This window comes from Paraburkholderia sp. 2C (assembly GCF_054589215.1).
On the sequence record NZ_BAAILL010000032.1, the window covers coordinates 732051 to 751931 of the forward strand.

21 protein-coding genes are annotated in these 19881 nt (G+C 62.4%); 10 read left to right on the forward strand and 11 right to left on the reverse strand.

Annotation, left to right across the window (positions count from 1 at the left end; all coding sequences use genetic code 11):
* Positions 1 to 4 precede the first annotated feature (4 nt).
* Entirely contained in the window at positions 5 to 706 is a 702-nt protein-coding gene (locus tag ACYPXD_RS11570; protein ID WP_459710989.1) for a 3-oxoacid CoA-transferase subunit A, read from the reverse strand.
* A 673-nt stretch (positions 707 to 1379) separates the two neighbouring features.
* On the opposite strand from ACYPXD_RS11570, the gene ACYPXD_RS11575 reads away from it, so the two are divergent.
* Positions 1380 to 1766: a hypothetical protein gene (locus ACYPXD_RS11575; RefSeq protein WP_459710991.1), complete on the forward strand. Its 387-nt coding sequence runs from the start codon at positions 1380 to 1382 to the stop codon at positions 1764 to 1766.
* Positions 1767 to 2098: 332 nt separating this feature from the next.
* Complete coding sequence (gene folE, locus ACYPXD_RS11580; RefSeq protein ID WP_459710993.1) at positions 2099 to 2782, forward strand: GTP cyclohydrolase I FolE; 684 nt, start codon at positions 2099 to 2101, stop codon at positions 2780 to 2782.
* 23 nt (positions 2783 to 2805) lie between these two features.
* On the opposite strand, the gene epsC is transcribed toward folE, so the two are convergent.
* Both epsC and ACYPXD_RS11590 read right to left on the reverse strand, forming a co-directional pair.
* A complete protein-coding gene (gene epsC, locus ACYPXD_RS11585) occupies positions 2806 to 3747 on the reverse strand; it encodes a serine O-acetyltransferase EpsC (protein ID WP_459710995.1) in 942 nt (313 codons plus the stop codon).
* Between the two features lie 121 nt (positions 3748 to 3868).
* Complete coding sequence (locus ACYPXD_RS11590) at positions 3869 to 4102, reverse strand: hypothetical protein (RefSeq protein ID WP_459710998.1); 234 nt, start codon at positions 4100 to 4102, stop codon at positions 3869 to 3871.
* A 540-nt stretch (positions 4103 to 4642) separates the two neighbouring features.
* Here ACYPXD_RS11590 and ACYPXD_RS11595 point away from each other — a divergent pair.
* On the forward strand, positions 4643 to 5029 hold the full coding sequence (locus ACYPXD_RS11595; RefSeq protein WP_459711464.1) for a DUF3005 domain-containing protein: 387 nt from the start codon (positions 4643 to 4645) through the stop codon (positions 5027 to 5029).
* Between the two features lie 172 nt (positions 5030 to 5201).
* Positions 5202 to 5807 (forward strand): short chain dehydrogenase, encoded by a 606-nt coding sequence (locus ACYPXD_RS11600; RefSeq protein ID WP_459711000.1) that lies wholly within the window; start codon positions 5202 to 5204, stop codon positions 5805 to 5807.
* A gap of 68 nt (positions 5808 to 5875) precedes the next feature.
* On the opposite strand, the gene araD is transcribed toward ACYPXD_RS11600, so the two are convergent.
* From araD to ACYPXD_RS11620, 4 genes are all read right to left on the reverse strand, one after another.
* The gene (araD, locus tag ACYPXD_RS11605; RefSeq protein WP_459711004.1) at positions 5876 to 7609 is read right to left on the reverse strand and encodes an L-arabinonate dehydratase; all 1734 of its coding nucleotides are present in this window, start codon (positions 7607 to 7609) and stop codon (positions 5876 to 5878) included.
* Between the two features lie 37 nt (positions 7610 to 7646).
* Positions 7647 to 8588 (reverse strand): SMP-30/gluconolactonase/LRE family protein, encoded by a 942-nt coding sequence (locus tag ACYPXD_RS11610; RefSeq protein ID WP_459711467.1) that lies wholly within the window; start codon positions 8586 to 8588, stop codon positions 7647 to 7649.
* Between the two features lie 157 nt (positions 8589 to 8745).
* The gene (locus ACYPXD_RS11615) at positions 8746 to 10326 is read right to left on the reverse strand and encodes an aldehyde dehydrogenase (NADP(+)) (protein ID WP_459711010.1); all 1581 of its coding nucleotides are present in this window, start codon (positions 10324 to 10326) and stop codon (positions 8746 to 8748) included.
* 81 nt (positions 10327 to 10407) lie between these two features.
* Entirely contained in the window at positions 10408 to 11349 is a 942-nt protein-coding gene (locus tag ACYPXD_RS11620; protein WP_459711012.1) for a dihydrodipicolinate synthase family protein, read from the reverse strand.
* Between the two features lie 534 nt (positions 11350 to 11883).
* Here ACYPXD_RS11620 and ACYPXD_RS11625 point away from each other — a divergent pair.
* Positions 11884 to 12588, forward strand: a complete 705-nt coding sequence (locus tag ACYPXD_RS11625; RefSeq protein WP_308836095.1) for a helix-turn-helix transcriptional regulator — start codon at positions 11884 to 11886, stop codon at positions 12586 to 12588.
* Here ACYPXD_RS11625 and ACYPXD_RS11630 read toward each other — a convergent pair.
* On the reverse strand, positions 12572 to 12880 hold the full coding sequence (locus ACYPXD_RS11630) for a helix-turn-helix domain-containing protein (RefSeq protein WP_459711015.1): 309 nt from the start codon (positions 12878 to 12880) through the stop codon (positions 12572 to 12574). The genes ACYPXD_RS11625 and ACYPXD_RS11630 overlap by 17 nt on opposite strands.
* Before the next feature lie 150 nt (positions 12881 to 13030).
* Here ACYPXD_RS11630 and ACYPXD_RS11635 point away from each other — a divergent pair, with 150 nt between their 5' ends.
* On the forward strand, positions 13031 to 13627 hold the full coding sequence (locus ACYPXD_RS11635; RefSeq protein ID WP_459711018.1) for an acyl-homoserine-lactone synthase: 597 nt from the start codon (positions 13031 to 13033) through the stop codon (positions 13625 to 13627).
* Between the two features lie 205 nt (positions 13628 to 13832).
* Here ACYPXD_RS11635 and ACYPXD_RS11640 read toward each other — a convergent pair whose 3' ends face one another.
* The gene (locus tag ACYPXD_RS11640; protein ID WP_459711470.1) at positions 13833 to 15347 is read right to left on the reverse strand and encodes an MFS transporter; all 1515 of its coding nucleotides are present in this window, start codon (positions 15345 to 15347) and stop codon (positions 13833 to 13835) included.
* Positions 15348 to 15487: 140 nt separating this feature from the next.
* Positions 15488 to 16177 (reverse strand): FadR/GntR family transcriptional regulator, encoded by a 690-nt coding sequence (locus ACYPXD_RS11645; RefSeq protein WP_459711472.1) that lies wholly within the window; start codon positions 16175 to 16177, stop codon positions 15488 to 15490.
* A 268-nt stretch (positions 16178 to 16445) separates the two neighbouring features.
* Here ACYPXD_RS11645 and ACYPXD_RS11650 point away from each other — a divergent pair, with 268 nt between their 5' ends.
* The 4 genes from ACYPXD_RS11650 (at position 16446) to ACYPXD_RS11665 (ending at position 19689) form a co-directional block, all read left to right on the forward strand.
* Positions 16446 to 16925 carry a universal stress protein gene (locus tag ACYPXD_RS11650; protein ID WP_459711020.1) on the forward strand — a complete coding sequence of 160 codons (480 nt, stop codon included), beginning with the start codon at positions 16446 to 16448 and terminating at the stop codon, positions 16923 to 16925.
* A gap of 146 nt (positions 16926 to 17071) precedes the next feature.
* Positions 17072 to 17860 carry a helix-turn-helix domain-containing protein gene (locus tag ACYPXD_RS11655; RefSeq protein ID WP_459711023.1) on the forward strand — a complete coding sequence of 263 codons (789 nt, stop codon included), beginning with the start codon at positions 17072 to 17074 and terminating at the stop codon, positions 17858 to 17860.
* 106 nt (positions 17861 to 17966) lie between these two features.
* Complete coding sequence (locus ACYPXD_RS11660; protein WP_459711025.1) at positions 17967 to 19256, forward strand: SUMF1/EgtB/PvdO family nonheme iron enzyme; 1290 nt, start codon at positions 17967 to 17969, stop codon at positions 19254 to 19256.
* A 181-nt stretch (positions 19257 to 19437) separates the two neighbouring features.
* Positions 19438 to 19689, forward strand: coding sequence for a hypothetical protein (locus ACYPXD_RS11665; RefSeq protein ID WP_459711028.1), 252 nt, complete (start codon positions 19438 to 19440; stop codon positions 19687 to 19689).
* Here the strand turns inward: ACYPXD_RS11665 and ACYPXD_RS11670 are convergent.
* Positions 19686 to 19847 (reverse strand): Rieske 2Fe-2S domain-containing protein, encoded by a 162-nt coding sequence (locus ACYPXD_RS11670; protein ID WP_459711030.1) that lies wholly within the window; start codon positions 19845 to 19847, stop codon positions 19686 to 19688. The genes ACYPXD_RS11665 and ACYPXD_RS11670 overlap by 4 nt on opposite strands.
* Positions 19848 to 19881: the final 34 nt, after the last annotated feature.

Below are 19881 nucleotides of genomic sequence, written 5' to 3' on the forward strand. Positions count from 1 at the left end.
CCCGTCAGGCTGCCGCAGCGGAAGACGATGTACGATGCGCCGCTTGCGGCACCTCGATCACGCGCTGCACGAAAATGCCGGGCGTGATGATTTCTTCCGGGTCGAGCGCGCCGAGCGGCACGACTTCCGACACCTGCACGATTGCTGTCTTCGCGGCGCTCGCCATGATCGGGCCGAAATTGCGCGCGGTCTTCCGGTAGATCAGATTGCCCCAGCGATCGCCCTTATAGGCCTTGATCAAGGCGAAGTCCGCGTGCAGCGGCATTTCGAGGACGTACGGCTTGCCGTCGATCACGCGCGTTTCCTTGTTTTTCGCGAGCTCGGTGCCGTAGCCGGTCGGCGTGAAAAACCCGCCGATACCGGCGCCCGCCGCGCGGATGCGTTCGGCGAGATTGCCTTGCGGCACGAGTTCCAGTTCGATGTCGCCGGCGCGATACAGCGCGTCGAACACATATGAATCGGCCTGCCGCGGAAACGAGCACACTATCTTGCGCACGCGCCTCGCCTTCAGTAGCGCGGCCAGTCCGGTCTCGCCGTTGCCTGCGTTGTTGCTGACGATCGTCAACTCGCGCGCGCCCTGCCCGATCAGCGCGTCGATCAGTTCCGCCGGCATGCCCGCCGTACCGAAGCCGCCGATCATGACGGTCGCGCCGTCGTGCACGTCGGCGACGGCGGACTGAAGGGATTCGAAAATCTTGTTGATCATCACGGATTCCTGATGCGATTTGCGCCCGGTGCGAGCTTCCGCCTGTGCCAAGTGCGCTCGCGGCGAGCGAATCGCAAATGTTCGCTATAAGAACAGTGATTCGTTTAGCGAACGCTCCGGGGCATTATCGGAGCGCGCGGGATCGATTGTCAAGGCCGGACTTTCCGTGCACGTAAAGCGCGTCGCCCGGCCAGGCGACTCAGTGTCGCAATCGCTTGCGCGGTCACGTCCGAATAGTTATCCGGCCAGTGCATGTTCAAGTGTCGATGAGCAAGCGTGCAAACGCATTGCGTTGTCGCAACGAACACCCATGCGTCGACAGCGCCAGTCAAGTCGAGGTGCGTTCAGGCAAATCCATTAGCTATTCGAAAGACCGCGAGCGGCTTATTCATTGCATGCGTCATATAGCGGTATTGCCGCGCGCCGAATCATTCGGCATAAATAGGTCGGCGCGTTTCCCCTATCGATGGGCATAAAGGTTGGCTACTTCGCATTGAACCGCCGACATTCCGACAAGCTGGCTGCTAAAGGTCGCTGTTTTTGATATAAATGATGGCCAGCCGCATTTCGCTGCCTTCGTTAGTCAGCCCACATATCGGATTGCTTACTATCCTGCAAAGAACGTAAGAAGACTGTCTAACGAGCGTGTGAGTCAGATTATCCGGAATAGATTATGACGTACTCGTGTGCCGACTTTACTGCCGATGTGATGCAGTGCCTCGTCCACTCCGAAGCCATTCGCGCGACCGACATCCCTGACGACGATCCCGCGCGGTCCGCCGACATGGCAGTCGAAGCGATTGTTTCGATGCATCGCGCGAGCCTTTCGTCGCGCTTCGTGCGCGAACTGCTTGACGAAGTTGATTCGCTCGACGCCATAGCGAGCCGATACGGCATTCGCGCATTGACGTTTCTGTTCTATTTGCAGTCGGCCATTCTCAACGAAAGCTGCATCGCGGTGCAGGACGACGGCGATGCCCAGGCAATCGCGCTCGTATCGCATCTGCCGTCGGCCGAGGAATGGCTCAAGCACATTCGCATGAACCCGGCTCACGCGTAATCGTCAACCGACGCAAGCGACCCACGCACGTCGCGTCGTCCCGTCGGACACTCGTCTGACATCTGCTCCCCTGCGCCAGACATACCGCGCATGACGCGCGCGCGAATGCGCGATTGCGCCATCGCGCGAACGATCATTTCCTTAATCGGCACGCGGACCCAATGAGTCAATCGGCTCAGTCGCTTCGCCGCTTGCGGCGGCCAACAATGGTACTGGTGCAATGCAAGATGCTGTGCGCATCGCCGATGCGCGGGCTTCGATACAATCGGGTAAATTTCGTGCCGGTATGCCGGATACCGGGACACCGATAACAGCATGGGACCGGAGGAACAATGACGACAAGCAAAAAAAAGCTGACTACTGTCACGCCGAAGCGAAACGCGGCCGCATCTCTCATCTCTCGCCCCGCTTCTCACGCCACCTCGCGCCCCACCCGCGAAGAAGCCGAAGATGCCGTGCGCGTGCTGTTGCGCTGGGCCGGAGACGATCCGCGGCGAGAAGGTCTGATCGATACGCCGGCGCGCGTGGTACGCGCGTACGAAGAATTCTTCGCGGGCTACGACGTCAATCCGTACGACATCCTCGCACGCACGTTCTCCGAAGTGGACGGATACGATGAAATGATCGTGCTGAAGGACATTCGCTTCGAGAGCTATTGCGAACACCACATGGTGCCGATCATCGGCCGCGCGCATGTCGCGTATTTGCCTGAGCATCGTGTGGTCGGTATTTCCAAACTCGCGCGGCTCGTCGATGCGTTCGCGAAGCGTCTGCAAATTCAGGAAAAGATGACCGTGCAGATCGCCGACACGCTGAACGAAGTGTTGCAGCCGAAAGGCGTCGGCGTGATTCTCGAGGCGTCGCACCAGTGCATGTCGACGCGTGGCGTGCACAAGGCCGGCGCCGAGATGGTGACGTCGCGGATGCTCGGTACATTCCGTACCGACCCTTCGACGCGCCGCGAATTCCTGTCGATTGTCGGTAACCCGTCGTCGGTGCTTGTCGCGAATACGTAGCGCGTGCGGCGGCGCCTCACGCGCTAGCGCGCGCCGTCGTCGTTGCCGCGCTCGCGGCTGCGTTCGCCCTCACGCACCTTGCCCTGCGACACGCTGCTGCCCGGCGGCACACTATGTGTCAGCCACACGTTGCCGCCGATCACCGAACCCTTTCCGATCGTCACGCGGCCGAGAATCGTTGCGCCCGCATAGATCACGACATCGTCTTCGACGATCGGATGCCGCGAATTGCCCTTGATCAGTGCGCCGTCGATATCCGCCGCGAAGCTCTTTGCGCCGAGCGTCACCGCCTGATAAACGCGCACATGCTTGCCGATGATCGCGGTCTCGCCGATCACGACGCCCGTGCCGTGATCGATAAAAAAACTCGAATCGATCTGCGCGCCAGGGTGAATATCGATACCGGTCGCCGAGTGCGCAATCTCGTTGATGAAACGCGCGAGCAGCGGCACGCCGAGGCGATGCAGCGCATGCGCAAGACGGTGATGCGTCATCGCCCACACGCCCGGATAGCAGAGCAGGATCTCCGTGATGTGTTGCGCGGCCGGGTCACCGGTGTAGGCGGCCTGAATGTCGCTCACCAGCAGCGCGCGAATCGCGGGCAACTGCGTGCCGAATTCGCGTGCCACTTCGAACGCACGTGCACTGAGTTCCGCGTCCGGCGTGTCAGCGTATTCGGGAAGAAAGCGCAGTGCACGACGGATCTGTTCAGCAAGCAGCCGCAACGTGCTTTCGAGGGTGTGCCCGACGTAATAGTCGACACTCTCATCGGTCAGATCGGGTGCGCCCCAATGCGTCGGAAACAGCGCGGCGCGCAGGCCTGCGACGATATCGATCACCGCCTGACGCGACGGCAGTTCGCGAATGCCACGCGGATGGCGGGTGCGATGCAGTTGTTCGCGCGACGCGCGCAACTCGGCAACGATCTGTTCGAGACCCCACTGATTCGGCGAAACGTTTGACATGGCAGGACAGCGGCCGTGCGGCGGGCACGGCAAGAAGTGAATTGTCCCCAGAGATTACCGCGTTTTTTGCGGGCTCGTATGGCGCAGGCGAGGGCCGCGGCGGCTCGCGCGGCCCCTTGCGTCAGATCGTCATACTGCTTGCGTCGATCCAGCGCACCGCCCAGTCGCGCGCGTGCGCGATGGCAGCAGCTTCGTCGGAGAAGCGGAGTTCGGAGGGAAAGAACCGGTTAGCGACCAGCTCGCCGTCGCTCGATCGGGATACGACGACATACGCCTGCCAGGTTCCATCGCCGGCGCGCGCCGGCGAGCAGTTCAACAAATAGCCACGATGAGTGAATGCAGCATCGACATGCATGAGTCATCAGCTCCTGACTGCCTCAATGACGGTTCGAGAAAGTGCATTACCGTACTACCCACGTCGGCCATTATTGTGGCGCTGTAAAGCTTAGGATTATTACTAACCGCCAACGCCTGGTCGAAAGTCGATGATACTCTGTAGAAAATTCGCGTCCATTAAAAAAACACAAAAAAATGCCGAGCGCGCTTAGCGGACGCTTTAACTCGCCGCGCTAACAGACGGGCTTGATCGTTGCGCTACAGACCTCGCCATCTTCTCGATCGCGCGTTCGCGCGCTGGCCCGCCTGTGCGTGCTTGTGCGTGCTTGTGCGTGCTTGTGCGTGCTTGTGCGTGCTTGTGCGGGTTTGCATCGTTTGCGTGCGTTCGTATTTTTCGTGCGTGGCCCGGAACGGGTTTTGCTGAACCTCCAATGAAGCCGATTCGTAAGGAGGAACGCAGATGAGCGCCGATCAAACCGACAAGCCCATACAACCCTCGCAGCAACCCGAGCAGACGCAATCGCAAACGCAGCCGCAGGAAAAGTCACCCGAGCGATCGATGCTGAGCATGGAGATGCACAATGACCGCACGCACGACAGCACCGTCGATACCGATGGCAAGAACCGCGAAGCCGCACGTCTCGCGGGCTACGGCGCAATCGGTCCGGACGAAGTGACCACGAGCAACGCGACACTCGACAACAACGTGCCCGAAGCGGACGACGGCCTCGCGGGCTTCGATAGCCGGCCCGGCGGCAGCGGTGTGCTGCTTGCAGTCGAGCCCGGTTATACGGTCGTCCAGAAAGGCATGGTGCCGCCTGATGAAACGGGGCATCCGCAAGAAAAGTCGCGCGCGCAAAGAGACCCGGAATTTCGCGGCCGGATCCACTATGCGCTCAATCACCAACGACCTGGGCGAGTCATCGAATTCAAGCGCAACAAGTAGCAACAGGTAATTTGTATTGCATTTGCAGCCTGTTTCGTCGGGCGATTTAACCGCGCCGAGCGAGGCCGGTGCGCATTGCGCTTCAAATGAAGGAGTGCAATGTGCTTGTTTCCGCGCGAATGCACTGTAACAATCGGTTCCACCATCGACCTTCGTGGAGGAGCCGGACAACATGAAAAAAATCGTTTTGATCGGCGCGACCGGCACGCTCGGCCGCGCCGTCGCGCATGAATTGAAGGCACGCCATGAGGTGATCGAAGTCGGCGCGACACGCGGCGCGCATCGCGTCGACAGCACCGACCCCGCCAGCATCGAACAGCTCTTCAGCGGGATCGGCAGGGTGGACGGCGTTGTCACCGCGACGGGCAAGGTGTTCTTCGGCCCGCTGACGGACATGACGATCGATCAGTTCCGCAAGGGTCTCGACGACAAGCTGATGGGTCAGGTCAATGTCGTATTCGGCGCGCTGCGCTATATGAACGACGGCGGCTCGTTCACGCTCACAAGCGGCATTCTCGCCGACGAACCGATTCGCGAAGGCGTCAGCGCGACGACAGTCAATCTCGCGCTGGAGGGCTTCGTGCGCGGCGCGGCGATCGAATTGCCGCGCGGCATTCGCATCAACATCGTGAGTCCGACGGTGCTGACTGAAGCGATGGATAGCTACGCGCCGTATTTCCGCGGGTTTGAACCGGTTAGCGCGCAACGCGCGGCGCTCGCCTATCTGCGCAGTGTGGAAGGCGCGCAGACGGGACGCGTTTATCGTGTCGGTTTCTGATGCGCGATGCGTTGCGGCGGCGATGCCGGCAGATCGCCGGCATGGCACCGCAAAGCTTCGTTTGAGATCTAGTGGATTTCAGGCTCGCCACTCGCCGCCGCGCCGCCGCGCTGCAGGAAGTCGAAGTCGCAGCCCTTGTCGGCCTGCATCACATGGATCTGATGCATCGCGCCGTAGCCGCGCGTGAAACGCGGCGCGGGTGCGACCCACTGCGCCTTGCGGCGCGCGAGCTCGGCGTCGCTGACGAGCACGTTGAGCTTGCGTTGCGGCACATCGAGTTCGATCAGATCGCCGTCGCGCACAAGCGCGAGCGGACCGCCGATAAACGATTCGGGCGCGACATGCAGCACGCACGCGCCGTAGCTCGTGCCGCTCATGCGCGCGTCGGAAATGCGCAGCATGTCGCGCACGCCTTGCCTGAGCAGCTTCTGCGGGATCGGCAGCTGGCCCCACTCGGGCATGCCGGGCGCGCCGACCGGGCCCGCGTGCTGAAGCACGATCACGCAGGTTTCATCGATATCGAGCGTCTCGCTATCGATGCGCGCGGCCATGTCGTTGTAGTCCCTGAACACCACGGCGCGGCCCGTATGCACATGCAGCTTCGGGTCGGCGGCGCCGGGTTTGATCACCGCGCCGTCCGGCGCGAGATTGCCGCGCAGGACGGCGAGTCCCGTGTCGGGCATCAGCGGCGTTTCACGGCGGCGAATCACTGCGTCGTTGAAGATTTCCGCGTCGCCGATGTTTTCGCCCAGCGTCCTGCCGTTGACCGTGCGCTGTGTGTCGTCGATCAGGTCGCCCAGCTCCTTCAGCATCGCGCGCAAGCCGCCCGCGTAGTAGAAGTCCTCCATCAGGTACTGGCCCGTCGGACGCACGTTCGCGAGCACCGGCGTGCGGCGCGCGACGTCGTCGTAGCGATCGAGCGTGAGTTCGATGCCGGCGCGCCGCGCGAGCGCGATCATATGCACGATTGCGTTGGTCGAACCCGACAGCGCGAGGCAGGTCGTCACGGCGTTATCGACCGAGCCCGCCGTCAGAATGTCCGACGGCTTGAGGTCTTCCCACACCATCTCCACGATGCGCATGCCGGTTTTCGCCGACATCTGCGCGTGGCGCGAATCGGGCGCGGGAATCGAGGCGAAACCGGGCAGCGTGAAGCCGAGCGCTTCGGCCACGCTGGTCATCGTCGAAGCGGTACCCATCGTCATGCAGTGGCCCGGCGAGCGCGCAATGCCGCCTTCCACGCCGCGCCAGTCGTCTTCGGTGATCTTGCCGGCGCGTAAATCGGCCCAGTACTTCCACGTATCGGAGCCCGAACCAAGCGTCGTGCCGTTCCAGTTGCCGTTGAGCATCGGGCCCGCGGGCAGAAAGATGGCCGGCAGGTCCATCGAGATCGCACCCATCAGCAACGCGGGCGTGGTCTTGTCGCAGCCGCCCATCAGCACGACGCCGTCGGCCGGATACGAGCGCAGCGTCTCCTCGACTTCCATCGCGAGGAAGTTGCGGTAGAGCATCGTGGTCGGCTTCTGGAACGGCTCGGAGAGCGTCTGCACCGGCAGTTCGATCGGAAAGCCGCCCGCCTGCCAGATGCCGCGCTTCACTTCCTCGACACGCTGCTTGAAGTGCGTATGGCACGGGTTGATCTCGCTCCACGTGTTGAGGATCGCGATGACCGGCTTGCCCGCGTACTCTTCACGGCTATAGCCCATCTGCGCGGTGCGCGAGCGATGGCCGAACGAGCGCAGGTCGTTCACGCCATACCAGCGATGGCTGCGCAGTTCTTCGGGTGTCTTCCTCTTTGCCACACGTGCTCCTGATTGGTTAGGCATCCCTCGCGGTCTCTTAGCCGCCCTTGACGCCCTGCGTATTCACATACAGCGAGTAAAGTCCGTGGCTCGCGGCCATAAAAAGCCGGTTGCGATGCCGCCCCCCGAAACAGACATTCGCGCACCGTTCGGGCAACGCGATATGGCCGATCGCTTCGCCTTGCGGCGAAAACACGCGCACGCCGTCGAGCTCGTCGCTGCCCATGCCCCAGCCGCACCACAGATTGCCGTGGATATCGACGCGAAAACCATCGGGCGTGCCCGCCGGACCCGCGTCGATCAGCACGCGGTTATTCGCGAGCGCGCGGCCATTTTGCACGACATCGAATGCGCGAATCGTGCGCGGCTCGCCGCGCGATTCGACGATATAGAGCACCGATTCGTCGGGTGAGAATGCGAGGCCGTTCGGGCCGATCACGTCATCGTTGACGAGCGTCACTTCGCCGGACTGCCCGTCGACGCGATACACGCGCTGCGGCATTTCGGGTTCCTGCTTTTCGCCTTCATAGAAGCTGTCGATGCCGAAGCTCGGGTCGGTGAACCAGATCGAGCCATCCGATTTCACGATGACGTCGTTCGGCGAATTGAAACGCTTGCCCTCGTAACGCTCGGCCAGCACCGTGATCGAGCCGTCGTATTCGGTGCGTGTGACGCGGCGCGTCAGATGCTCGCAGGTCACGAGGCGCCCCTCGCGGTCGCGTGTATTGCCGTTTGCGTTGTTCGACGGACGGCGGAACGGCGTCACCGCGCCGGTCTCTTCGTCCCAGCGCAGAATCCGGTTGTTCGGGATGTCGCTCCACAGCAGATAACGGCCGTCGCCGAACCATACGGGTCCTTCGGACCAGCGCGCACCTTGAAACAGGCATTCGACCGATGCGGACGCGAGCCGCAACGCGGTAAAACGCGGATCGAGAATCCGAACGGAGGGATCGGGATAGCGGCGGGTGTTGTCGGTCATCGCGGGATTGGTCGTCGTGGACGGCTGCAGCGCGCGATAAGACGGGTCCGTTGCGCGGCGCGCGTCGTGGGTCTTGTTTGCGATTCGAATGGCAAGCGTGCCGGGCGTTGCTTCGCCCGGCACGCTTGCTACTTCTACGTGACGTGTTACGCCGGCATTACGCCTGCACCGGCTTGCCGTCGAGGATGCGCAGCAGCTTCAGCGGGTTTTCGTCGTGCAGCGCCTCAGGCAACAGCGCAGCCGGCAGATCCTGATAGCAGACGGGGCGCAGGAAGCGCTCGATCGCCATCGCGCCGACCGACGTCGCACGCGAATCGGACGTCGCCGGATACGGGCCGCCGTGCACCATGGCGTGACACACTTCGACTCCCGTCGGATAACCGTTCGCGAGAATGCGGCCCGCCTTGCGCTCGAGCGTCGGCAGCAGTTGCCGCGCGAGCTCGTAGTCTTCCTGCTCGATCTGCAGTGTCGCGGTGAGCTGGCCTTCGATGTACTCGGCCACCTTTACCATCTCGTGGATGTCGCTACACGTGACGATAAGCGAGGTCGGCCCGAAGATTTCGTCCTCGAGCTGCGCGGTGGCGAGGAACTGCATCGCATTCGTCTGGAACAGCACCGGCAACGCGGAACAGGTCGCGTCGGTCTGCTGCCCTTGCGCAATGCTTTGCACGCCATTCAATTCGCGACGCTGCGAAACGCCATCTTTGTAGGCGTTTGCGATGCCCGGGGTCAGCATGCTTTGCGCGCCCTTCTGCGCAAGCGCCTTGGCGGCGGCATCGATAAATGTCTGCTTGTTCGGCCCATCGAGCAGCAGCACGATACCCGGGTTCGTACAGAACTGGCCGACGCCGAGCGTCACCGAATCGACGAAGCCGGTCGCGATCGCTTCAGCACGCCTGGCAAGCGCGCCCGGCAACACGAAGAACGGGTTGACGCTGCTCATCTCGGCGAACACCGGAATCGGCTCGCGGCGCTTCGACGCGATATTCACGAGCGCGACACCGCCGCGACGCGAACCGGTGAAGCCGACCGACTTGATTGCCGGATGCGCGACCAGTGCTTCGCCGATTTCATTGCCCGCGCCGACGAGCAGCGAAAACACGCCTTCGGGCAGGCCGCTATCGGCCACGGCCTTCTGGATTGCGCGGCCCACGAGTTCCGACGTGCCGAGGTGCGCCGGGTGCGCCTTCACGACAACCGGGCAGCCGGCCGCGAGCGCCGATGCCGTGTCGCCGCCGGCAACCGAGAACGCGAGCGGGAAGTTGCTCGCGCCGAACACCGCGACCGGGCCCACGGGAATCTTCTGCGCACGCAGATCCGGGCGCGGCAGGGGCTTGCGGTCCGGCATCGCCTGATCGATCGTCGCGGAAAGCCAGCGGCCTTCGCGCACGAGCGATGCAAAGAGGCGCAACTGGCCGACCGTACGCGCGCGTTCGCCTTCGAGGCGCGCCTTCGGCAGCGCCGATTCGGCTTGTGCGCGTTCGATCAGCGTGTCGCCGAGTCCGACGATGTTGTCCGCGATCGCTTCGAGAAGACGCGCGCGTTTTTCGAGCGGCGCCTGACGGTACGGATCGAACGCAAGCGCGGCCAGTTCGCATGCGCGGTCTACGTCCACCGTGCCGCCAGCGCCGAACTCGGGCTCGATCTCCATGTTGCGGGCCGGGTCGAACGCGCGCAGCGTGCCCTTGGTACCGCGCACCGCGGACCCGCCGATCAGCATGTCTCCGGTAATCTGCATGTTGCAACTCCTGTGGTGTGCCGCGCAGCGTTCATTCGGGTAATTGCGCGCGGCTCAAAACCAAATAGTGGGTATGCGCCTTCAGTCGCTCGCGGAAGAACCCGCGAGACGGCGCTCGAATGCGAGCAGTGCCTGCGTCGCAGCATCGATCTTCGCATGATGTTCGATCGGCGTCGAACTGAGGAGCGGAAGAATCGGCCCCATGTCCGCGATTTTCGACATCGTCACCGCGTCGTGCAGCACGCGGATCAGCGAGATTTCGTCGCGCAGCGTTTCGAGCGGCATGAATGCCTCGTACAGGCGGCGCGCTTCACCGTCGCGATTCGACTTCGCCGCATTCAGGAGCGCGGTCACCGCACGTGGTGCGATGCAGCCCGAACCCGTGGTCCATGCGGCCAGTCCGAATTCCTGCAGATGCACCAGTGCCGGCCGCTCGCCCATGCCGGAAATCACCCGCACGCGGTCGACCTGCTCGAGCAGCCGCCGCAAATACGGATCGTCCGAAGGATTGCGCCGCACGATCGCGTACTTGACCGCAATCAGCGTGCCCCGGTTCACAAGGCGCGCGAGTGCGTCGACGTCGATATAGTCCTCGCTCTTGATGTAGAGCGTGAGCGGCATGCCTGCGATATCGGCGATGCGCGCAAGGCCCGCTTCAACGCCCGCCGACGTGGTAAAGCCGGAAAACGGCAACACCATCGCCGTACGGTAAGCGGTTTGCGCGAGAATGCGCGCCTCGTCGAGCATCTTGCCGTAGTCGGCGCCGAGCGCCGGTATGACACGGGTTTGCGGGCCAGCACTCGCCGCGAGCATGTCGAGCAGTTCGCGATACTCACTGACCGCGACGTGATAGAGGTTCGCATTGCCGCCGTAGAGCACCGTGCGCACGCCGCCCGCTTCGATATGGCGAATCAGCTTTGCGTTTTCCTCGGCGTCGAGGCTGAAATCCGCGCGGCGCGCAAGCGGCGGCACCGCCATGACGCTGGCGGAAAACTCGAGCTCGTGGATCGGAGAAACATTCATGGCGGCTCGCGTCGAAAAATGCGCTAAAGCGCCAGGGTATCACCTGACACCCAATGTTGTCAAACAACTTTGCAACATCTGAGGGACATCCGGGACAATGCTGTATTCGCGCGCGCGGCCAGGTGGTTCATACTGGTAGCGAAGTGGTACGCGAACGAGTGACGAAAGAGTGTCGAAAGATGACAGAACGGCGACGTCCCGCCACGCGGGACAGTATTTAACCTTATTAATGGAATCGCTTTGGCGTGTCCATTAGAGCGTTATCGCCCGACGTATAGGCCGCAATTGCCGAAACTGTTTCGATAAAACCCCATATACGGCGTCCGTTTTCGCCATTTTCGAATGCCGCGTCTGATTTTTACGTAAGGTTTGGAATCAATTATTTCCGGTATCGCGCTTTTTCAGTAAAAGAAGAATAATGATGCTAAATTGATACAGTACAGAACAACCGGTCATGGCGCGCGCGGCTGAAGCCCGCGGCATGGCTTGCCGCGCCCTGAGAGAACTACCTTGTCGCTACCTTATTTTGAGCAGATGTCGCCGATGCTCAACGCAACCGACGACAGCACGTGGTTCGCCGAACTCGCCCGCCTCGCCGAGGGATGGGGGTTCAACCGCGTGCTGGTCGCAATCGTGCCGCGCCCGAGTATCCGGATGGAGGATTCGTTCCTGCGCAGCACGTACGCACCCGCGTGGCGCCAGTTTTACGACGCGCACGGCTTTGCGCATATCGACCCGACTGTCACGCACTGCGTGACGAAGTCATCGCCGCTGATCTGGTCACCGGACCTGTTCTCGACGAACCCGCAGCAGTCGATGTACGAGGAAGCGCGCCTGCATGGCCTGCGCGCGGGCGTGACGCTACCGATTCACGGCCCGCAGCAGGAAAAGGGAATGATCTGCTTCGTGAACGACAGCAACCCGACGAGCGAATTCTGGCGCCACATCGACGTGGTGCTGCCGAATCTCGTGTTGCTGCGCGATCTCGTGATCGATACGAGCCAGCCGTACCTGAATAATCACGCGCAGGCGCTGCTACCGAAGCTGACGCCTCGCGAGCGCGAATGCCTGCAATGGACGGCGCGAGGCAAGTCCACGTGGGAAATTTCGCACATCCTCGGATGTTCGGAAGCGGTGGTGAACTTCCATCTGAAGAATATCCGCGCGAAATTCGGCGTGAACTCGCGGCGCGCCGCAGCCGTCATTGCGACGCAACTCGGCCTTATTGATCCAGGTTGATCAGTTCCCGCGCTTCGCCGGACATTACCCGGCCGGCTTTGCCGAGATCGCCATCGCTGACCGTCTTCGAAAAATAAAGGCCAAGCAGAATCGAAACCGGCGCGGGAATTTCCGCGCCCGACTCGAAACGGCTGCCACGCGATTGCGTAACCCCGAAACGAGCCCAAAACTGCCTTTGGCTCTCCTTTCTCTTTTTCCGATAAGCGATGATTAAAACGCGGTCGACAGCGGACGAAACGTCTGCCGTCCGGTTTTGCACGGCGGCTTGCCAATGATTTTCCAGCAGTTCCATGGTAATCCCCATTGGGTTGGGCAATGTTCATCTCAATTTTGATGACGTGGGGACTACACGGACACCTATCCAGGTGGATAGGTGCAAATGTCTATCCAGAATGCATAAGTTTTTCTGCGTACGGGAACGGACCCGGGCGAGGAGAACATCATGCATGCAGCGATTCGAATTGGTACCCCGAAAGAGTTCGACAACACTGACCTCCACGAGATGTACCGCCTGAGAGCCCGCGTGTTTCACGGGCGTATGGGATGGGACATTCCGATCATCGCGGGCATGGAGGTCGACGGCTACGACGCCCTTGGCCCGCACTACATGCTGATTCAGGACTCGACACGCCGCGTACGCGGCTGTTGGCGTCTGATGCCGACTGAAGGCCCGAACATGCTGCGAGATACGTTCCCGCAGTTGCTGCACGGCAACGCCGCGCCGCTCGGACGGCACATCTGGGAACTGAGCCGGTTCGCGATCGAGGCCGGCGACGACCATGAGCAAAGCTTCGGCTTCGCCGATGTCACGATGCACGCGATCAAGGAACTCGTCACGTTTGCGGACAAGATGGGCATCACGCGTTACGTGACTGTGACGACGACGCCGATCGAGCGCCTGCTGCGCAGAACGGGCATTGAAATCGGCCGCCTTGGCGCGCCGGTGCAGATCGGTGTGGAGCGCGCGGTGGCGCTCGATATCGCGGTCAGCGAGCACACGCGCAATGCACTGTTCGGCCAGATGGCGGTTGCGGCATAACGGCTAACGCCTCGCAGCTCGCGAGGACGCGGATCGAAACACCAGAAGCGCAGAGGCGTGCTCACGCCTGCTGCGATGGCTCGGCACGCGTGATTGATGGCTCCAGGGCCATGCGCCGATCGATGCGCGCGCTTCGGCGACCACGCAGGATCTGTTGCGTCCGCTTGCTGTCCCTTAGCGCTGTGCAAGCCGCCGCGGTGATCGCCTATCGGCCACGTCCGCGGAAGGTGATGTGCGAAATCTTGCGCACGAGCAGCGCCGCCGCGAAGGCCGCGCAACCGGTCAGTACGACGCCGATATGAATCGACTGCACGAGCACATGCCGCGCGGCATCGAGCAAGGCGGGCCCTTCGAGCCCCGCGCGCTTGAGTTGCACAAGCAACGAGTCGCGCAGGCCTTCGTCGACGAGAATGCGCGGATCGCCGAGCGTCGGGCGCCACTTCGCGGCGACCGGCTCGCCGAGCACGCGCAATGTGTCGTCGATACCCGACACATAACGGCGATTGATGATCGTCGCGACGATGCTCGTCCCGAGCATGCCGCCGACCATGCGCGTCGACTGCAGGAGCGCGGTCGTGATGCCGAAGCGCTCGCGGCCCGCGATCTCCTGCCCGAACACGTTCAGGTTGTTGAGGATAAAGCCGAGCCCGACACCGACCGCCGCCATCGAAAGCTCGAGATACAGATGCGGCGTAACCGGCGTCGCGACCGAGAGCCCGATCGACGCCGCGACGAGCAGTCCAAAACCGATCGAGAGAATCAGGGTGGGCCGCGACATATGGATCACGATGCGCGTGTTGATCAAGCTGCCGATTGCGATGCAGGCGGCGATCGGCGTCGCGAGCAGGCCGGCCTGTTGCGGCGATAGCCCGAAGCCCCCTTGCAGCAGCAGCGGCGCGAAAAAGATCAGCGAGAACATCACGAAACCGGACAGCACGGACAACGTGAACAGCGTAACAAGCTGAGCATCCCTGAACAGATCGAGCGGGATGATCGGATGCGTTGCGCGCCGCTCGCAGGCCAGCAGCAGCGCTGCGCCGACCGCGACGATGCCGGCAAGCGCCACGTTGCCGCCCGTCAGCCCGTCCTTCGGCACGGCTTCGATAAACGTCTGAAAACCGCCGAGCACAAGCGCGACGAGCAGCGCGCCGCCCCAATCGATGCGCACTTCGCCGACGTGTGCGCGCTTGTAATAGGGCAAATGCGCCCAGATGAAATACAGCGCAAGCGCGCCCACCGGCAGATTGACGAGGAACGTCGAACGCCAGCCGAGATGCTGGCTCATCCAGCCGCCAAGCGACGGCCCGGCCGCCGTGCCGATACCGTATGCGGCCGCCATCACCACCTGCCAGCGCACCCGCTCGCGCGGATCGGGAAAGAGATCGGGAATCGACGCGAACGCGGTGCCGACCATCATCCCGCCGCCGACGCCTTGCAGCCCGCGCGCCACGACGAGAAACGGCATGCTCGTCGCGATGCCGCACAACAGCGACGCGACCGTGAATACGATCACCGCGGCGATCACGAAGCGCTTGCGGCCGAAATAGTCGCCGAGCCGGCCGAACACCGGCACGGTGACGACCGACGCGAGCAGATACGCGCTTGCAATCCACGCGTAGTACTCGAAGCCGCGCAACTCGGAGACGATCGACGGCAATGCGGTACTCACTACCGTCTGATCGAGCGCCACCAGCATATTGACAAGGCCGATGCCGAGCATGGCCAGCAAGGCATCGCGAAAGGGCAGGACAACGGACTTCTGATGAGGAGGGTTCACTTCGGTACGACGCGGTCAAACGCGCAAAAAGGCACGGCAAAAACGGCCTGAAAGTTGGAAAGGGAGGTCAGCACATCACCGCTTCACGACCCGAACATCCGGTCGCGCGCGTTCATCAGATGCGTGCGCATCGCGTCGCCGGCAGCCCTTGCGTCGTGCGCGCGAATCGCGTCGAGCACCGCGCGATGCTCGGCTTGCACGAGCCTTTGCCGCTCGAGCGTTTTCACGAGCGAAAGGTTGCGCGACAGATTCATGCTGAACGCGATCTGCTCTTCGATAAACGACATCATCGTGATGAAGAACTGGTTCTTCGACGCGCGCGCGACCGCAAGATGAAACGCGTAGTCGTCCTTTGCGCCGATACCTTGCGTTTCGATCACGCGCTCGAGTTCGTCCCACGCATGCTCGATCGCAGCGATGTCTTCTTCATCGGCCATTTGCGCGGCAAGCGAGGCGGCGCCGGCTTCGGTCACGATGCGGAAGTCGTAGCAGCGGCGAATGTCGGACAGCGACTCGAGCGGCGCGAAGCGGCGCACGTCCGGGTCGGGACGGCGCGCGACCGTGGTGCCCGAGCCGTGCCGCGTGACGATGATGCCGTCCGCGCGCAGCCGCGCGAGCGCCTCGCGCACGGTGGGCCGGGACGTCTCGAAGCGCTCGGCGAGCGCGTGCTCGGTGGGCAGCCGCTCGCCTTCCTTGTATTCGCCCTCGAGAATGCGATTGAGGATGTCGCCGTATATCTTGTCGGGCAGGCCCGTCGATTTTCGCTCGTTGATCATCTTGGCAGGCGGCTTGTCATCATGGAGCATAATTGTAAGGCAAGTCGTATCGATCACACGATAAAAAAGAATAACTTCGCGCATCGAATCGGCCCAAACGGTAAGCGCAACATGGCTTACGATGTGCTGCCGGGCCGCGCGATGCGCTCGGAAACTTGCTAAGCATTTGATTGACATCATGCAGATCCGCACACGCGCCGCTACGATCAATTAAGCTTTTCCTGCAATCGATGACCATTCGACACTTTTACTGCGCGGAGCTTCCATGTACAAACGCATCCTTGTAGCAGTCGACGGCAGTAAGACCTCACGCGGCGCATTCGAAGCCGCCATTCATCTTGCCGCGTCGTTCGGCGCGACATTGCGCGCGTATTACGTCGTCGAGAACACGCCGATGTATTTCGAAGCGCCCGGCTACGATCCGGGCATTCTGCAAAAGCAGTTCGTACAACAAGGCAAGGCGCTGACCGTCGAGCTCACGCAGGCGATGCAGGCGCGCAACATCAGCGGCGACGTGACGGTGGGCGAAGCATCCCCGAGCGACGATGTGCCGACGCTTGTGCTGAAGGCAGCGGCGGATTACCAGGCAGATCTGCTCGTGATGGGCACGCACGGGCGCCGCGGCATGCAGCGGCTGATATTGGGCAGCGTCGCGGAGCGCTGTGTGCGTCAAGCGACGTTGCCGGTGCTGCTGGTCCCCGCTGCGGCAAGCGGCGAGACACAGGGGAAAAACGACACCCCCTGACTGGCGGCGGCACCGGTCAAGCCGGAGCAACCGGGAGCAATCGAGGACAACTGAGGGCCGTCCAGGGCCACGCGTCATTTTGACGCGAAGTGGCGTGCGTACGCGGTGGGACAATGGGACATTCTTACCTTACAGCGCCCTTCGCCATGCTGACACCCGCCGCTACTCCGATCGCCGTGCACCCGGCTGCGCCCACCGCAGCACGCGCATACTCCGCGGACCCGTCGGCCTGCGCCGTTCCAGCGGCCCGCCATGTCGCGCGCTGCTCCACGTGCGCGATGCGCCACCTGTGCATGCCGCAGGGCATGTCGGCGGAAGAACTGCCGAAGCTCGAAGCGCTGATCTGCAAGGCGCGCGCGGTGCGCCGCGGCGAACCGCTGTATCGCGCGGGCTCGCCTTTCGAAAACCTGTACGCGGTGCGCTCCGGCTCGCTCAAAACGACCATGGCGCACCGCGATGGCCGCGAACAGGTCACAGGCCTGCGCCTTGCTGGCGAATCGCTTGGACTCGACGGCATCTGCAGCGACACACACGCGTGCAGCGCGATCGCACTCGAGGACAGTTCCGTGTGCATCGTCCCGTATGCGGCGCTCAAGCGCCTGTGCCGCGAGAGCGGCGCGCTGCAGGAACGGCTGCACAAGCTGATGGGCGAGCAGATCGTGCGCGAGGCGAGCCAGATGTTGACGCTCGGTTCGCTGAACGCCGACGAACGCGTCGCGGCGTTTCTGCTCGATGTGTCGGAGCGCAATGCGCAGCGCGGCTATTCGTCGGCCGAATTCAATCTGCGCATGACGCGCGAGGACATGGGCAGTTACCTCGGCATGACGCTCGAAACGGTCAGCCGCACGTTGTCGAAATTCCAGAAGCGTGGCCTGATCGACGCACGCGGCAAGTTCATTCGTATTGTCGACCTGGAAGGACTGCGTGACCTGTAACCGTTAAACGCTCATCGCCGGGATTTTGCGTTCACGCGGCTTCACATGAAAAGTGAATACGCGTTACAGTCTTAAACCCGTCCCCTTCGCAAGGAGACCCGGCGAAATGAATCGCGATCTTCGTTTGCAGCACCCGCTTGTCCAACGTCTGCTGGACGCCCGTCGTGTCACGGACGCGCTGTTTGCCGTCGTCAAACCCGAACATCTGTACGAAAGACCGATCCGCGAGCGTCACCGCATCGTCTTCTACATCGGCCATCTCGAGGCGTTCGACCACAACCTGTTCGAAGGCCGCCTGTTCCCGCTGCAGGCGTTCGACGCCGAACTCGACAAGCTGTTCGCGTTCGGCATCGACCCGGTCGATGGCGGCTTTCCGACCGATCAACCGTCCGACTGGCCGTCGCTCGACATCGTGCACGATTACGCACAGCGTGCGCGTGCGCAAATCGATCATGCGATGGCGACATTCGATTTCGACGCCGGCGACATCTCGACGAATTCGCCCGCGCAGCTGATGCAGGTCGCGATCGAGCACCGGCTCATGCATGCGGAAACGCTCGCGTACATGCTGCATCAGTTGCCGCTCGAGCAGAAGCTCGCGCCGGTACGCGCACCCGAACCTGCCGCCAACAAGGTTGCGCACGCAACGACGATGGTTCGCGTGCCCGCGGGCCGCGCCACGCTCGGCATGCCGCGAGAAAGCGGCCAGTTCGGCTGGGACAATGAGTATGGCGAACAGCACGTCGACGTCGAGGCGTTCGAGATCGACCGCTACATGGTGACGAACGGCGAATTCCTGCAGTTCCTCGATGCCGGCGGTTATGGCAACCGCGCGTACTGGACCGACAAGGACTGGGCGTGGAAAGAAGCGGAGCACATCGCGCATCCAGTGGGCTGGACGCGTGGCAAGAACGGTTGGACCTTGCGCACGATGTTCGACGAAGTGGCGTTGCCGCCCGATTGGCCTGTCTATGTGAGTCACGCCGAAGCCAGTGCGTACGCGCGATGGGCCGGCAAGACGCTGCCCACCGAAGCGCAATGGCAACGCGCAATCGAAGGCACGCCGCCGGCCGACGCGCTGCCCGGCAACTTCGATTTCCGCAGCTGGGATCCGCAACCGGTGCACGCACATCCGGAGAACGTGAGCACGTTCGGCGCCGAGGGCATGTTCGGCAATGGATGGGAATGGACGCAGTCGCTATTCGAACCGCTGCCCGGCTTCGAAGCGTTTCCGTTCTATCTCGGCTACTCGGCGAACTTCTTCGACGGCCAGCATTATGTGATCAAGGGCGGCTCGCCGCGCACGGCGCAATGCATGTTGCGGCCGACGTTTCGCAACTGGTTTCAACCGCGGTATCAGTATGTTTATGCCGGGTTCCGGTGCGTGCGGAATTGAGGTATTAAGCGATAGTTGGCGTACGCGTAGCCGAAGGCGATGTGCGAGACGCTGCGCGTCTTCCTTACTAAACGTCCGCGCATTGGAACCGCGCAGGCGCTTCGCTTTATACATAGCGGTGTCAGCATTGCGCAGCAACTCGTCCGCATTCGTCGCCGAAGACGGGTGCCGTGCCAAGCCGATGCTCGCACTGACTGACCATCGCGCTCATGACGCCGCCGCGCAGCTCGACAAGAACGCGAACGACCCGAAAAAGAAGAAGGATGTGATCAACAACCTGCGGATGGCGATCAATCGCGGCGAGATCATGAAGCAGCAGGCCGCGCACGAGTACGACTTCACGTCGAAAGGACATACGGGCACGTCGGCTGGTGCTTATGCGCGCGGATTCAACGTGCAGCGGCCGGTCCCGTCGAAGCGCGCGTCGTGTTAGGCACGACCAGCCGTGCCGTGGCGCACATCGCCCTTATGCAGCGGCACGAAGCAATGCGGACAGCGGTCCGCGAGCGCATGCGAGCGGCCTTGCGGATCGCGGAACAGCACGACCGGCTCATCGAGCAGCGTGCACGCGAAAGGCCGATCCACGGCCACTTCAGCGCTCCACGCCGCGATTTACCAAGCATTC

Excerpts from the sequence above, each read along its gene's own strand:
- ACYPXD_RS11570 (WP_459710989.1), bottom strand. The coding sequence starts at position 706 with ATGATCAACAAGATTTTCGAATCCCTTCAGTCCGCCGTCGCCGACGTG.
- ACYPXD_RS11575 (WP_459710991.1), top strand. The coding sequence starts at position 1,380 with ATGACGTACTCGTGTGCCGACTTTACTGCCGATGTGATGCAGTGCCTC.
- folE (WP_459710993.1), top strand. The coding sequence starts at position 2,099 with ATGACGACAAGCAAAAAAAAGCTGACTACTGTCACGCCGAAGCGAAAC.
- epsC (WP_459710995.1), bottom strand. The coding sequence starts at position 3,747 with ATGTCAAACGTTTCGCCGAATCAGTGGGGTCTCGAACAGATCGTTGCC.
- ACYPXD_RS11590 (WP_459710998.1), bottom strand. The coding sequence starts at position 4,102 with ATGCATGTCGATGCTGCATTCACTCATCGTGGCTATTTGTTGAACTGC.
- ACYPXD_RS11595 (WP_459711464.1), top strand. The coding sequence starts at position 4,643 with ATGCTGAGCATGGAGATGCACAATGACCGCACGCACGACAGCACCGTC.
- ACYPXD_RS11600 (WP_459711000.1), top strand. The coding sequence starts at position 5,202 with ATGAAAAAAATCGTTTTGATCGGCGCGACCGGCACGCTCGGCCGCGCC.
- ACYPXD_RS11610 (WP_459711467.1), bottom strand. The coding sequence starts at position 8,588 with ATGACCGACAACACCCGCCGCTATCCCGATCCCTCCGTTCGGATTCTC.
- ACYPXD_RS11615 (WP_459711010.1), bottom strand. The coding sequence starts at position 10,326 with ATGCAGATTACCGGAGACATGCTGATCGGCGGGTCCGCGGTGCGCGGT.
- ACYPXD_RS11620 (WP_459711012.1), bottom strand. The coding sequence starts at position 11,349 with ATGAATGTTTCTCCGATCCACGAGCTCGAGTTTTCCGCCAGCGTCATG.
- ACYPXD_RS11625 (WP_308836095.1), top strand. The coding sequence starts at position 11,884 with ATGTCGCCGATGCTCAACGCAACCGACGACAGCACGTGGTTCGCCGAA.
- ACYPXD_RS11630 (WP_459711015.1), bottom strand. The coding sequence starts at position 12,880 with ATGGAACTGCTGGAAAATCATTGGCAAGCCGCCGTGCAAAACCGGACG.
- ACYPXD_RS11635 (WP_459711018.1), top strand. The coding sequence starts at position 13,031 with ATGCATGCAGCGATTCGAATTGGTACCCCGAAAGAGTTCGACAACACT.
- ACYPXD_RS11640 (WP_459711470.1), bottom strand. The coding sequence starts at position 15,347 with ATGCTCGGCATCGGCCTTGTCAATATGCTGGTGGCGCTCGATCAGACG.
- ACYPXD_RS11650 (WP_459711020.1), top strand. The coding sequence starts at position 16,446 with ATGTACAAACGCATCCTTGTAGCAGTCGACGGCAGTAAGACCTCACGC.
- ACYPXD_RS11655 (WP_459711023.1), top strand. The coding sequence starts at position 17,072 with ATGCTGACACCCGCCGCTACTCCGATCGCCGTGCACCCGGCTGCGCCC.
- ACYPXD_RS11660 (WP_459711025.1), top strand. The coding sequence starts at position 17,967 with ATGAATCGCGATCTTCGTTTGCAGCACCCGCTTGTCCAACGTCTGCTG.
- ACYPXD_RS11665 (WP_459711028.1), top strand. The coding sequence starts at position 19,438 with ATGCTCGCACTGACTGACCATCGCGCTCATGACGCCGCCGCGCAGCTC.